The following is a 14804-nucleotide window of genomic DNA, read 5'->3' on the forward strand; positions in this document are numbered from 1 at the left end:
AGGTATTTATATAAGAGATGGTTTTAGTGATTAAGTGCTATTTTTTAGTATGTTGTACGTAATATTTTGTTTTTAGTTTTAATATCTTTTATGTAAACTTACTCATATTACTTGTAAAAAATATGGGGGATGTATTTTATACATTTTTGTACTTATATTGTTAATGTAAAATATATTGTATAAAAGGAATATATGATTTTCTTTTTAATTTTGTCGTAAAACCTCCTTAATAAGTAGTAGCAATAAATAATTTATTTAGATTGTTGGTTTTTATATAACTTATCTACTATGAGAATATCGGAAACATAATTGATATGTAAGCGTTATACATACTGAATATTTGCTGCTTTTAAAGTGGATATGGTGAAGTTAAAATATGAGAATATTTTTTGAAAAATTGTGAATATGATTGCTGTATCATTACTCTATAGAAGTACGAATTTGTCTATTCATTAGGTTAAAAGTTATCTGCACTTCTATTAGTAATATTAATTTATACTTCATGATATATTCTGTTAACAGATCTACAGGTTTCTTTTATAGAAAAAATCCTTCATTTAATTATTTAGTTGTATGCAAATATTAATGCATTTCTTACAACGGTGAGATTAAAGTATTTTTTTTATATATTTGCTATAGGCAAACATAAGTTACCTATTAGAATAATTTATCTATAATTTTTAAAATATAAAGCTATTAAATTACTATTTATACAAATAAAGTGATATTATGTAGTATTTGTTAATTATCCTAAATTGTTATTACTAATTATTAATGATTGAATATATGAAATACTATCTAATTTAGCTTATAAACACATTACCAAGTTGATTATAAATAATATTTCAATATGATTAAAACTTTATATAATGATGTAAGGTAGTATTTACGTGACTAGGATTATTTTCTTATCCATATGCTTGTTTATAATAAGGATAGTTAAGTGCTTATCATCATTGTCAGAAAGAATTTTTTCTTAAATAATTAAACACTATTTAGTTAGTAGTTGTATATTTTAAATATCTAGATGATGAAATACTTATATTGATTATCTAAATAATTCTATATCATTTTTTATCACATTTGCATTAAATAACTGTTTGCACTTTATGGCTCACTGTCTATATTGTAACAATTTTGCTGGTTTATTTAAGGAAAGGTAACTATTCATTAATTGTTAGTTGTATTACAAGTATTAATGGCTTTAGTATATATTTTAGAACTGCTCGTATATTTGCTGATCAAGAACGCAAGTAAATTATAAGGAAATTCATTCATAATTTTTTTAGTATGTTTATCCTTGATGTTAAATAAGTGAATTATTATCTTAATATATTTAATAAGTTATAAAATAGCATCTTGATATATAAACTTATAATATTCGATTGCCTTACTAGCAAAGTATGATAACCTGCTTAAATGTATATTATGTTTAAGCTGAAATGAAAGAACTACTTAAGTTATCTATTGTAGAAATGCATCAGGGATTAAAAAATAAAGATTTTTCTGCTGTGGAATTAACACAAGCACATATTAATTCTGTTGAAAATGATAATTTAAATGCATTTGTTACAAAAACTCCTGAAATAGCGCTAGAAGCAGCACAGAAAGTCGATACTTTGTTGCGTAATAGTTCTACTATAAGTCCAATGGCAGGTATTCCGGTTGGAATTAAAGATTTATTTTGCACAAAGAATATTAAAACTACTGCTTGTTCTAATATTTTACGAGAATTTATTCCTATGTATGAATCAACAGTTTCTCATCGATTATTACAGCATGGAGCTGTAATGCTAGGAAAGTTAAACATGGATGAATTTGCAATGGGCTCTGCAAATATTAATAGTTGTTTTGGCCCAGTAAAAAATCCATGGAAAAAATCAGATCAAAAAGATTTAGTACCAGGAGGATCTTCAGGTGGATCAAGTGCAGCAGTAGCTGGGTTTTTATGTGCTGGGGCTCTTGGTAGTGATACTGGTGGGTCAATTCGTCAACCCGCAGCCTTTTGTGGAATAGTAGGAATAAAACCAACTTATGGGAGATGTTCTAGATGGGGTATGATTTCGTTTGCCAGTTCTCTTGATCAGGCTGGTGTATTAACTCGTACTGTAGAAGACGCGGCTTTAATGTTGGAAACAGTGTGTGGATATGATTACAAAGATTCCACTTCTTCCAAAGTACCGGTTCCAAATTTTGTAAATCAAATTACTAATAATGTACAAGGAAAACGTATAGGTATTCCTGCAGAATATCAGATTTTTCAGCACCATGAAGATATTATAAAAATATGGCAGCAAAATATACAATATTTACAAAATTGTGGAGCTGAAATTATTGACATTAGTTTACCTCACTCTCAGTATTCATTACCTGTGTACTATATTATATCGTCATCAGAAGCATCGTCAAATCTTGCACGCTATGATGGGGTCAAATATGGTACTAGAGTATTATCTAATAATTTGAATGACATGTATGAACTTACTAGGAGTTTAAATATGGGGCAAGAAGTTAAAACACGAATATTAATGGGAGCTTATGTATTATCTTCTGGGTATTATGATGCTTACTATGACAAAGCACAGCGTATTCGATATTTAATTATGCAAGATTTTGTAAAAGCATTTGAAAAAGTGGATTATATACTTACTCCTACTACTCCAAATGAAGCTTTTGAAATTGATGATAAACCTGATATTTTAGATATGTATGCAAGTGATATTTTCACTGTATCCGTAAACTTAGCAGGACTTCCTGCAATATCTGTACCAGCTGGGTTATCTAAAAATAAGCTGCCTTTAGCTTTACAAATAATTGGTAATTATTATGATGAGGGTGGTATATTAAACGTTGCAAGTATCATTCAAAAATCTTATATAGAAAATGTAGTTACATTAGCAACAGCATGATATTTGCATGAGAAATATTATAATGAAGAGCAATTTCTAAGAAAAGTGATAAACTTTTTTTATTACTAATTGAGTTCACATCTTTATTTGATGGTGTAATAATTCATTTGTATCACAAGCTATGTGATAGCTTTTTACATTAATAATAGAAATATATAATATAAGTGTATTTAAAAGAGAGTTTAGTTACAATTGTGTACTATTAAAATGCATTTGTCCCTTAGAACTTGCTTTGGTGACGTTATGCATTGTAACATGAGTAGAAGGTGAGAATGCATTATATTTGCTATGAGCAATTTTAGCGGCATCTTGTGCAATAGTAATAAATTTTTTCCTATGTAAATGCTCCCATATAGAGTTAATGGCTATATCTTGTACGTAAATATCCATAATGCTAACAATTTTACAGATCTTTTTTATGGAAATGAAAGGTAAACCCCCATTTAATTGTTTAGTTGTATTAAAAATATTAGTAGCTTTAATAGCATCTGTTAGAACTATTTTGAGAAAGCATTGTTTGTATATTTGTTTATGAACGAAATTAAATAACTTATTGGAGAGTTCATTTTTGATGTTAACTGTCGAAATTTCTTGAGTATAATTATTTTGTAGATAAGTATTAATATTGTTCAATATGGCTAATGAATAAAATACAAGAAATGTGTTAATTTGTTGATAATATTCTTGCATGTTACTACTTAAATCATAAGATGCCCGTATTCCATCGCCAATATCTTTAGCGGAGTGTTTTATTGTATTGCAAATATAAGCTAAATAAGCAGTTGCAGCTATTGTACTACCAAATATGCGTTTATGTATTGTTTTTGCAATAAACGTAGCAATATACTCAGCGTCATCTTTGCAAAGAAATTCTCTTAAAGTATCATGAATTTTTATAATCTTAGTTGTATTATATTTTACATCATGTTTGAAATAATTATTTATAATTAACTCGGTAATGTGTTTATAAGCTAAATTAGATAATGTTATCATATATTTAAAACCAATATATTTGATTATTAATAGTATTAATAACAATTATTTAAGATATTTACAATTATTATATGATAATACTTGTATAAATAGTAATTTAATAGCTTTATATTTTAAAATTATAGATAAGTTATTTTAATAAGTAACTTATGTTTGCTTATGCAAATATGTAGTATTTTGACCTCACCGTTGTAAGAAATGCTATTGATATTTTCAATACAACTGGCAATCAAATGAAGGATTCATTTCTATAAAACAACATGTAGAGCTATTAACATAACGAAGTACAAATTAACATTACTACAGTACGTTTATACTTAGAAATTTGTGCTTTACACTAATGTTAATGAGTAGAGGGGGGGGGGGATTGCGTTTTATTATTAACAATGCTACAGACTTCTTTTATAGAAATAAATCCTTCATTTGATTGCCTAGTTGTATTGAAAATGTTAGTAGCTTGAATGGCATCTTTGAGAACTATATGACGAAAGTGTTGTGTATAAACTTGCTTATCGAGAAATGTAAGTAACTTTTTAGAAAGTTCATTTATAGTTTCTTTATTGTATTTATCTTTTAAGTCATTATAAATGCCTATGCGCACGACTATTTTATAGGATGTAGTCACAATAAAAGATCTTTGTAAATACTCTTGTAAGTTGTTATTTATATAATAAATTCCTCTTAATCTACTGCCAATATATTCAAGATAGTCTTTTATTATGTTAAAAAAGTTAGCACTATAGGCAATCAAGTTTAGAGTATTAAAAAATACACGTTTATGTACTGTTTTTGCAATATGTGTGGTAATGTGTTCAGCATCAATTTTACTAAAAAATTTTCTTAGAGTATTATGCACTTCTTGAAGTTTGTTTGCATTATATGTTACATCATATTTAAAATAGTTATTTATAATTAACTCAATAATACGCTCATAAGCTAAATTAGATAACGTCATCATATTAAACACCAAATAATTTTCTTAAATTATATACCTATACAGTATATCATTACTTGTATAATTACGCAACATGCGCTTATAAGTTAAATTAGATAAAGTTATCATATATTAAAATCAAATAATTGATAGTTTGTAAGCTAAATTACGTAATACTTCGTATATTTAAAATTAGGTAACTTAATGAGTAATAATATATTTTTGAGGTTTATATAGATATTTTTGTATAAAAGATCATTTGATTGCTTTTTAACGGTTTTACAGAATATATATTATCGGTATTTAAGTAGTAAAAATTATCCATTACATAAAATGTATTTGTTATGCTATAGAAGTTGTTCCAGTGACATTTGTGTAGTATGCGTAGAGGGTGAGAATGCACTATAGTTTTCAACTTGAGTAGCTTCTTGTACAATAGCAAAAAACCTTAACCTATGTAAGTTTTATATTATAAGCTTTCTAATAAAGATTTCTAATAAAGAATTCAGGGCTTTATATTGTTTTATGATCCATTATGTTAACAATTTTACATACTTCTATAGAAATAGCTTCCATTAATTGTTTAGTTATATTGCAGATGTTAATGCTTGAATAGCATCTTTGAGAACTATTTGATTTAAGATGTTGCCTTTATATTTTCTGATAAGCACACATAAGTAGCGTATTGTATAATTTATTTATAACTTTTTGAGTATGGTTATATTTTAGATAAGGGATTAATATCCGAACATAAGATTAATGTGTGTAAATTATGATAAATATGCAAAATTCTTGATAGTATTCTTCTATAATATTGATAAAGATGATACTTATATAAAATGCGTACACTAATGTTAATGAGTAGGGGGGGGGGATTGCGTTTTATTATTAACAATTCTACAGGCTTCTTTTATAGAAATTAAACCTTCATTTGATTGCTTAGTGGTATTGAAAATGTTAGTAGCTTGAATGGCATCTTGGAGAACTATATGATGAAAGTGTTGTGTATAAACTTGCTTATCGAGAAATGTAAGTAACTTTTTAGAAAGTTCATTTATAGTTTCTTTATTGTATTTATCTTTTAAGTCATAATAAATGCTCGCGTACACGACTAGTTTATAGTTTGTAGTCACAATAAAAGATCTTTGTAAATACTCTTGTAAGTTGTTACTTGTAGCATAAATTCCTCTTAATCTACTGCCAATATATTCAAGAGATTCTTTTATTATATTAAAAAATTCAGCACTATAGGCAACCAAGTTTAGAGTATTAAAAAATACACGTTTATGTACTGTTTTTGCAATATGTGTGGTAATGTGTTCAGCATCAATTTTACTAAAAAATTTTCTTAGAGTATTATGCACTTCTTGAAGTTTGGTCGTATTATATGTTACATCATATTTAAAATAGTTATTTATAATTAACTCAATAATACGCTCATAAGCTAAATTAGATAATGCCATCATATTAAACACCAAATAATTTTCTTAAATTATATACTTATACAGTATATCATTACTTGTATAATTACGCAACATGCGCTTATAAGTTAAATTAGATAAAGTTATCATATATTAAAATCAAATAATTGATAGTTTGTAAGCTAAATTACGTAATACTTCGCCGTATATTTAAAAATTAGGTAACTTAATGAGTAATAATATATTTTTGAGGCTTATGTAGATATTTTTGTATAAAAGATCATTTGATTGCTTTTTAACGGTTTTATAGAATATATATTATCGGTATTTAAGTAGTAAAAATTATCCATTACATAAAATGCATTTGTTATGCTATAGAAATTGTTCCAGTGACATTTGTGTAGTATGCGTAGAGGGTGAGAATGCACTATATATAGTTATGCAACTTGAGTAGCTTCTTGTACAATAGCAAAAAACCTTAACCTATGTAAAAGTTTTATATTATAAGCTTCCATTAATTGTTTAGTTATATTGCAGATGTTAATGCTTGAATAGCATCTTTGAGGACTATTTGTTTAAGATGTTGCTTTTATATTTTCTGATAAGCACACATAAGTAGCTTATTGTAGAATTTATTTATAACTTTTTGAGTATGATTATATTTTAGATAAGGGATTAATATCCGAACATAAGATTAATGTGTGTAAATTATGATAAATATGCAAAATTCTTGATAGTATTCTTCTATAATATTGATAAAGATGATACTTATATAAAATGCGTACACTAATGTTAATGAGTAGGGGGGGGGGATTGCGTTTTATTATTAACAATTCTACAGGCTTCTTTTATAGAAATGAATCCTTCATTTGATTGCCTAGTGGTATTGAAAATGTTAGTAGCTTGAATGGCATCTTGGAGAACTATATGACGAAAGTGTTGTGTATAAACTTGCTTATCGAGAAATGCAAGTAACTTTTTAGAAAGTTCGTTTATAGTTTCTTGAGTGTATTTATCTTTTAAGTCATAATGAATGCCCATGGACACGACTATTTTATAGGTTGTAGTCACAATAAAAGATTCTTGTAAATACTCTTGTAAGTTGTTACTTGTAGCATAAATTCCTCTTAATCTACTGTCCATATATTCAAGAGATTCTTTTATTATGTTAAAAAAGTCAGCACTATAGGCAATCAAGTTTAGAGTATTAAAAAATATACGTTTATGTACTGTTTTTGCAATATGTGTGGTAATGTGTTCAGCATTAATTTTACTAAAAAATTTTCTTAAAGTATTATGCACTTCTTGAAGTTTGGTCGTATTATATGTTACATCATATTTAAAATAGTTATTTATAATTAACTCAATAATACGCTCATAAGCTAAATTAGATAACGCCATCATATTAAACACCAAATAATTTTCTTAAATTATATACTTATACAGTATATCATTACTTGTATAATTACACAACATGCGCTTATAAGTTAACTTAGATAAAGTTATATATATTAAAATCAAATAATTTTACTTAATTAGATATTTATGCAATTTGTTCTTAAGATAATTATTTGTTAATTAACTCAATGATATGTTTGTGAGCTAAATTACGTAATACTTCGTATATTTAAAAATTAGGTAACTTAATGAGTAATAATATATTTTTGAGGTTTATATAGATATTTTTGTATAAAAGATCATTTGATTGCTTTTTAACGGTTTTACAGAATATATATTATCGGTATTTAAGTAGTAAAAATTATCCATTACATAAAATGTATTTGTTATGCTATAGAAGTTGTTCCAGTGACATTTGTGTAGTATGCGTAGAGGGTAAGAATGCACTATATATAGTTTGCAACTTGAGTAGCTTCTTGTACAATAGCAAAAAACCTTAACCTATGTAAAAGTTTTATATTATAAGCTTTCTAATAAAGAATTCAGGCTTTATTTATATTGTTTTATGATCCATTATGTTAACAATTTTACATACTTTATTTATAGAAATGATAAGCTTCCATTAATTGTTTAGTTATATTGCAGATGTTAATGCTTGAATAGCATCTTTGAGAACTATTTGATTTAAGATGTTACTTTTATATTTTCTGATAAGCACACATAAGTAGCTTATTGTAGAATTTATTTATAACTTTTTGAGTATGATTATATTTTAGGCAAGGGATTAATATCCGAACATAAGATTAATGTGTGTAAATTATGATAAATATGCAAAATTCTTGATAGTATTCTTCTATAATATTGATAAAGATGATACGCATTAAAATGCGTACACTAATGTTAATGAGTAGGGGGGGGGGATTGCGTTTTATTATTAACAATTCTACAGGCTTCTTTTATAGAAATGAATCCTTCATTTGATTGTCTAGTTGTATTGAAAATGTTAATAGCTTGAATGGCATCTTGGAGAACTATATGACGAAAGTGTTGTGTATAAACTTGCTTATCGAGAAATGTAAGTAACTTTTTAGAAAGTTCATTTATAGCTTCTTTAGTGTATTTATCTTTTAAGTCATAATGAATGCTTGCGTATACGACTATTTTATAGGATGTAGTCACAATAAAAGATCTTTGTAAATACTCTTGTAAGTTGTTACTTGTAGCATAAATTCCTCTTAATCTACTGCCCATATATTCAAGAGATTCTTTTATTATGTTAAAAAAGTCAGCACTATAGGCAATCAAGTTTAGAGTGTTAAAAAATACACGTTTATGTACTGTTTTTGCAATATGTGTGGTAATGTGTTCAGCATCAATTTTACTAAAAAATTTTCTTAGAGTATTATGCACTTCTTGAAGTTTGGTCGTATTATATGTTATATCATATTTAAAATAGTTATTTATAATTAACTCAATAATACGCTCATAAGCTAAATTAGATAACGCCATCATATTAAAACACCAAATAATTTTCTTAAATTATATGCTTATACAGTATATCATTACTTGTATAATTACGCAACATGCGCTTATAAGTTAACTTAGATAAAGTTATCATATATTAAAATCAAATAATTTTACTTAATTAGATATTTATGCAATTTGTTCTTAAGATAATTATTTGTTAATTAATTCAATGATATGTTTGTGAGCTAAATTACGTAATACTTCGTATATTTAAAAATTAGGTAAATTCAAGGGCTTTATATTGTTTTATGATCCATTATGTTAACAATTTTACATACTTCTATAGAAATGATAAGCTTCCATTAATTGTTTAGTTATATTGCAGATGTTAATGCTTGAATAGCATCTTTGAGGACTATTTGTTTAAGATGTTGCTTTTATATTTTCTGATAAGCACACATAAGTAGCTTATTGTAGAATTTATTTATAACTTTTTGAGTATGATTATATTTTAGATAAGGGATTAATATCCGAACATAAGATTAATGTGTGTAAATTATGATAAATATGCAAAATTCTTGATAGTATTCTTCTATAATATTGATAAAGATGATACTTATATAAAATGCGTACACTAATGTTAATGAGTAGGGGGGGGGGATTGCGTTTTATTATTAACAATTCTACAGGCTTCTTTTATAGAAATGAATCCTTCATTTGATTGTCTAGTTGTATTGAAAATGTTAGTAGCTTGAATGGCATCTTGGAGAACTATATGACGAAAGTGTTGTGTATAAACTTGCTTATCGAGAAATGCAAGTAACTTTTTAGAAAGTTCACTTATAATTTCTTTACTGTATTTATCTTTTAAGTCATAATGAATGCCCACGTACACGACTAGTTTATAGTTTATAGTCAAAATAAAAGATCTTTGAAAATACTCTTGTAAGTTGTTACTTGTAGCATAAATTTCTCTTAATCTACTGCCAATATCAAATTCTTTTATTATGTTAAAAAATTCAGCACTATAGGCAATCAAGTTTAAAGTATTGAAAAATACACGTTTATGTACTGTTTTTGCAATATGTGTGGTAATGTGTTCAGCATTAATTTTACTAAAAAATTTTCTTAGAGTATTATGCACTTCTTGAAGTTTGGTTGTATTATATGTTACATCATATTTAAAATAGTTATTTATAATTAACTCAATAGTACGCTCATAAGCTAAATTAGATAACGCCATCATATTAAACACCAAATAATTTTCTTAATTATATACTTATACAGTATATCATTACTTGTATAATTACACAACATGCGCTTATAAGTTACATTAGATAAAGTTATCATATATTAAAATCAAATAATTGATATGTTTGTAAGCTAAATTACGTAATACTTCGTATATTTAAAAATTAGGTAACTTAATGAGTAATAATATATTTTTGAGGTTTATGTAGATATTTTTGTATAAAAGATCATTTGATTGCTTTTTAACGGTTTTACAGAATATATATTATCGGTATTTAAGTAGTAAAAATTATCCATTACATAAAATGCATTTGTTATGCTATAGAAGTTGTTCCAGTGACATTTGTGTAGTATGCGTAGAGTGTGAGAATGCAATATAGTTTGCAACTTGAGTAGCTTCTTGTACAATTTGTACAATAGCAAAAAACCTTAAACCTATGTAAGTTTTATATTATAAGCTTTCTAATAAAGAATTCAGGGCTTTATATTGTTTTATGATCCATTATGTTAACAATTTTACATACTTTATTTATAGAAATGATAAGCTTCCATTAATTGTTTAGTTATATTGCAGATGTTAATGCTTGAATAGCATCTTTGAGAACTATTTGATTTAAGATGTTGCTTTTATATTTTTTGATAAGCACACATAAGTAGCTTATTGTAGAATTTATTTATAACTTTTTGAGTATGATTATATTTTAGATAAGGGATTAATATCCGAACATAAGATTAATGTGTATAAATTATGATAAATATGCAAAATTCTTAATAGTATTCTTCTATAATATTGATAAGATGATACGCATATAAAATGCGTACACTAATGTTAATGATTAGGGGGGGGGGATTGCGTTTTATTATTAACAATTCTACAGGCTTCTTTTATAGAAATGAATCCTTCATTTGATTGCCTAGTGGTATTGAAAATGTTAGTAGCTTGAATGGCATCTTGGAGAACTATATGACGAAAGTGTTGTGTATAAACTTGCTTATCGAGAAATGCAAGTAACTTTTTAGAAAGTTCGTTTATAGTTTCTTGAGTGTATTTATCTTTTAAGTCATAATGAATGCCCATGGACACGACTATTTTATAGGTTGTAGTCACAATAAAAAATTCTTGTAAATACTCTTGTAAGTTGTTACTTGTAGCATAAATTCCTCTTAATCTACTGTCCATATATTCAAGAGATTCTTTTATTATGTTAAAAAGGTCAGCACTATAGGCAATCAAGTTTAGAGTATTAAAAAATATACGTTTATGTACTGTTTTTGCAATATGTGTGGTAATGTGTTCAGCATTAATTTTACTAAAAAATTTTCTTAGAGTATTATGCACTTCTTGAAGTTTGGTCGTATTATATGTTACATCATATTTAAAATAGTTATTTATAATTAACTCAATAACACGCTCATAAGCTAAATTAGATAACGCCATCATATTAAACACCAAATAATTTTCTTAAATTATATACTTATACAGTATATCATTACTTGTATAATTACACAACATGCGCTTATAAGTTAAATTAGATAAAGTTATCATATATTAAAATCAAATAATTTTACTTAATTAGATATTTATGCAATTTGTTCTTAAGATAATTATTTGTTAATTAACTCAATGATATGTTTGTGAGCTAAATTACGTAATACTTCGTATATTTAAAAATTAGGTAACTTAATGAGTAATAATATATTTTTGAGGTTTATATAGATATTTTTGTATAAAAGATCATTTGATTGCTTTTTAACGGTTTTACAGAATATATATTATCGGTATTTAAGTAGTAAAAATTATCCATTACATAAAATGTATTTGTTATGCTATAGAAGTTGTTCCAGTGACATTTGTGTAGTATGCGTAGAGGGTGAGAATGCACTATATATAGTTATGCAACTTGAGTAGCTTCTTGTACAATAGCAAAAAACCTTAACCTATGTAAAAGTTTTATATTATAAGCTTTCTAATAAAGAATTCAGGGCTTTATATTGTTTTATGATCCATTATGTTAACAATTTTACATACTTCTATAGAAATGATAAGCTTCCATTAATTGTTTAGTTATATTGCAGATGTTAATGCTTGAATAGCATCTTTGAGAACTATTTTATTTAAGATGTTGCTTTTATATTTTCTGATAAGCACACATAAGTAGCTTATTGTAGAATTTATTTATAACTTTTTGAGTATGATTATATTTTAGATAAGGGATTAATATCCGAACATAAGATTAATGTGTGTAAATTATGATAAATATGCAAAATTCTTGATAGTATTCTTCTATAATATTGATAAAGATGATACTTATATAAAATGCGTACACTAATGTTAATGAGTAGGGGGGGGGGATTGCGTTTTATTATTAACAATGCTACAGGCTTCTTTTATAGAAATTAAACCTTCATTTGATTGTCTAGTTGTATTGAAAATGTTAATAGCTTGAATGGCATCTTGGAGAACTATATGATGAAAGTGTTGTGTATAAACTTGCTTATCGAAAAATGTAAGTAACTTTTTAGAAAGTTCATTTATAGTTTCTTTATTGTATTTATCTTTTAAGTCATTATAAATGCCTATGCGCACGATTATTTTATAGGATGTAGTCTCAATAAAAGATCTTTGTAAATACTCTTGTAAGTTGTTACTTGTGTAATAAATTCCTCTTAATCTACTGCCCATATATTCAAGAGATTCTTTTATTATATTAAAAAATTTAGCACTATAGGCAACCAAGTTTAGAGTGTTAAAAAATACACGTTTATGTACTGTTTTTGCAATATGTGTGGTAATGTGTTCAGCATCAATTTTACTAAAACATTTTCTTAGAGTATTATGCACTTCTTGAAGTTTGGTCGTATTATATGTTATATCATATTTAAAATAGTTATTTATAATTAACTCAATAATACGCTCATAAGCTAAATTAGATAACGCCATCATATTAAACACCAAATAATTTTCTTAAATTATATACTTATACAGTATATCATTACTTGTATAATTACGCAACATGCGCTTATAAGTTAACTTAGATAAAGTTATCACATATTAAAATCAAATAATTTTACTTAATTAGATATTTATGTAATTTGTTCTTAAGATAATTATTTGTTAATTAACTCAATGATCTGTTTGTGAGCTAAATTACGTAATACTTCCGTATATTGAAAAATTAGGTAACTTAATTAGTAATAATATATTTTTGAGGTTTATTTTGATTGCTTTTTAACGGTTTTGCAGAATATATATTATCGGTATTTAAGTAGTAAAAATTATCCATTACATAAAATGCATTTGTTATGCTATAGAAGTTGTTCCGGTGATATTTGTGTAGTATGCGTATAGGGTGAGAATGCACTATATATAGTTATGCAACTTGAGTAGCTTCTTGTACAATAGCAAAAAACCTTAACCTATGTAAAAGTTTTATATTATAAGCTTTCTAATAAAGAATTCAGGCTTTATTTATATTGTTTTATGATCCATTATGTTAACAATTTTACATACTTTATTTATAGAAATGATAAGCTTCCATTAATTGTTAATTATATTGCAGATGTTAATGCTTGAATAGCATCTTTGAGAACTATTTTATTTAAGATGTTGCTTTTATATTTTCTGATAAGCACACATAAGTAGCTTATTGTAGAATTTATTTATAACTTTTTGAGTATGATTATATTTTAGATAAGGGATTAATATCCGAACATAAGATTAATGTGTGTAAATTATGATAAATATGCAAAATTCTTGATAGTATTCTTCTATAATATTGATAAAGATGATACTTATATAAAATGCGTACACTAATGTTAATGAGTAGGGGGGGGGGATTGCGTTTTATTATTAACAATGCTACAGGCTTCTTTTATAGAAATTAAACCTTCATTTGATTGTCTAGTTGTATTGAAAATGTTAATAGCTTGAATGGCATCTTGGAGAACTATATGATGAAAGTGTTGTGTATAAACTTGCTTATCGAAAAATGTAAGTAACTTTTTAGAAAGTGCATTTATAGTTTCTTTATTGTATTTATCTTTTAAGTCATTATAAATGCCTATGCGCACGATTATTTTATAGGATGTAGTCACAATAAAAGATCTTTGTAAATACTCTTGTAAGTTGTTACTTGTGTAATAAATTTCTCTTAATCTACTGCCCATATATTTAAGAGATTCTTTTATTATGTTAAAAAATTTAGCACTATAGGCAACCAAGTTTAGAGTATTAAAAAATATACGCTTATGTACTGTTTTTGCAATATGTGTGGTAATGTGTTCAGTGTCAATTTTACTAAAAAATTTTCTTAGAGTATTATGCACTTCTTGAAGTTTGGTCGTATTATATGTCACATCATATTTAAAATAGTTATTTATAATTAACTCAATAATACGCTCATAAGCTAAATTAGATAACGACATCATATT

At 26.0% G+C, this 14804-nt stretch carries 10 protein-coding genes; 1 reads left to right on the forward strand and 9 read right to left on the reverse strand.

The annotated features are described in order from the left end of the window. Positions 1 to 1442 precede the first annotated feature (1442 nt). Positions 1443 to 2909, forward strand: a complete 1467-nt coding sequence (gene gatA, locus NLO413_RS00670; protein ID WP_045808639.1) for an Asp-tRNA(Asn)/Glu-tRNA(Gln) amidotransferase subunit GatA — start codon at positions 1443 to 1445, stop codon at positions 2907 to 2909. A 186-nt stretch (positions 2910 to 3095) separates the two neighbouring features. Here the strand turns inward: gatA and NLO413_RS00675 are convergent, their stop codons facing one another. The 9 genes from NLO413_RS00675 to NLO413_RS00715 form a co-directional block, all read right to left on the reverse strand. Then, complete coding sequence (locus NLO413_RS00675; RefSeq protein ID WP_045808640.1) at positions 3096 to 3902, reverse strand: hypothetical protein; 807 nt, start codon at positions 3900 to 3902, stop codon at positions 3096 to 3098. Positions 3903 to 4245: 343 nt separating this feature from the next. Continuing rightward, the gene (locus NLO413_RS00680) at positions 4246 to 4860 is read right to left on the reverse strand and encodes a hypothetical protein (RefSeq protein ID WP_045808641.1); all 615 of its coding nucleotides are present in this window, start codon (positions 4858 to 4860) and stop codon (positions 4246 to 4248) included. A gap of 830 nt (positions 4861 to 5690) precedes the next feature. Next, positions 5691 to 6302 carry a hypothetical protein gene (locus NLO413_RS00685; protein ID WP_045808642.1) on the reverse strand — a complete coding sequence of 204 codons (612 nt, stop codon included), beginning with the start codon at positions 6300 to 6302 and terminating at the stop codon, positions 5691 to 5693. Between the two features lie 747 nt (positions 6303 to 7049). After that, positions 7050 to 7661, reverse strand: coding sequence for a hypothetical protein (locus NLO413_RS00690; RefSeq protein WP_045808643.1), 612 nt, complete (start codon positions 7659 to 7661; stop codon positions 7050 to 7052). Positions 7662 to 8555: 894 nt separating this feature from the next. Next, positions 8556 to 9167: a hypothetical protein gene (locus NLO413_RS00695; RefSeq protein ID WP_045808644.1), complete on the reverse strand. Its 612-nt coding sequence runs from the start codon at positions 9165 to 9167 to the stop codon at positions 8556 to 8558. Between the two features lie 595 nt (positions 9168 to 9762). Beyond that, a complete protein-coding gene (locus tag NLO413_RS00700; protein ID WP_045808645.1) occupies positions 9763 to 10368 on the reverse strand; it encodes a hypothetical protein in 606 nt (201 codons plus the stop codon). 834 nt (positions 10369 to 11202) lie between these two features. Continuing rightward, a complete protein-coding gene (locus tag NLO413_RS00705; RefSeq protein ID WP_045808646.1) occupies positions 11203 to 11814 on the reverse strand; it encodes a hypothetical protein in 612 nt (203 codons plus the stop codon). Positions 11815 to 12705: 891 nt separating this feature from the next. Beyond that, a complete protein-coding gene (locus NLO413_RS00710; RefSeq protein ID WP_045808647.1) occupies positions 12706 to 13317 on the reverse strand; it encodes a hypothetical protein in 612 nt (203 codons plus the stop codon). An 872-nt stretch (positions 13318 to 14189) separates the two neighbouring features. Next, positions 14190 to 14801, reverse strand: coding sequence for a hypothetical protein (locus NLO413_RS00715; protein WP_045808648.1), 612 nt, complete (start codon positions 14799 to 14801; stop codon positions 14190 to 14192). Positions 14802 to 14804 lie beyond the last annotated feature (3 nt).

Origin of the sequence: Candidatus Neoehrlichia procyonis str. RAC413 (assembly GCF_000964795.1) — a bacterium.
Lineage (GTDB): Bacteria > Pseudomonadota > Alphaproteobacteria > Rickettsiales > Anaplasmataceae > Neoehrlichia > Neoehrlichia procyonis.

Bases quoted from the DNA above. Each gene is read 5' to 3' on its own strand.
- gatA (WP_045808639.1), top strand. From the start codon at position 1,443: ATGAAAGAACTACTTAAGTTATCTATTGTAGAAATGCATCAGGGATTA.
- NLO413_RS00675 (WP_045808640.1), bottom strand. From the start codon at position 3,902: ATGATAACATTATCTAATTTAGCTTATAAACACATTACCGAGTTAATT.
- NLO413_RS00680 (WP_045808641.1), bottom strand. From the start codon at position 4,860: ATGATGACGTTATCTAATTTAGCTTATGAGCGTATTATTGAGTTAATT.
- NLO413_RS00685 (WP_045808642.1), bottom strand. From the start codon at position 6,302: ATGATGGCATTATCTAATTTAGCTTATGAGCGTATTATTGAGTTAATT.
- NLO413_RS00690 (WP_045808643.1), bottom strand. From the start codon at position 7,661: ATGATGGCGTTATCTAATTTAGCTTATGAGCGTATTATTGAGTTAATT.
- NLO413_RS00695 (WP_045808644.1), bottom strand. From the start codon at position 9,167: ATGATGGCGTTATCTAATTTAGCTTATGAGCGTATTATTGAGTTAATT.
- NLO413_RS00700 (WP_045808645.1), bottom strand. From the start codon at position 10,368: ATGATGGCGTTATCTAATTTAGCTTATGAGCGTACTATTGAGTTAATT.
- NLO413_RS00705 (WP_045808646.1), bottom strand. From the start codon at position 11,814: ATGATGGCGTTATCTAATTTAGCTTATGAGCGTGTTATTGAGTTAATT.
- NLO413_RS00710 (WP_045808647.1), bottom strand. From the start codon at position 13,317: ATGATGGCGTTATCTAATTTAGCTTATGAGCGTATTATTGAGTTAATT.
- NLO413_RS00715 (WP_045808648.1), bottom strand. From the start codon at position 14,801: ATGATGTCGTTATCTAATTTAGCTTATGAGCGTATTATTGAGTTAATT.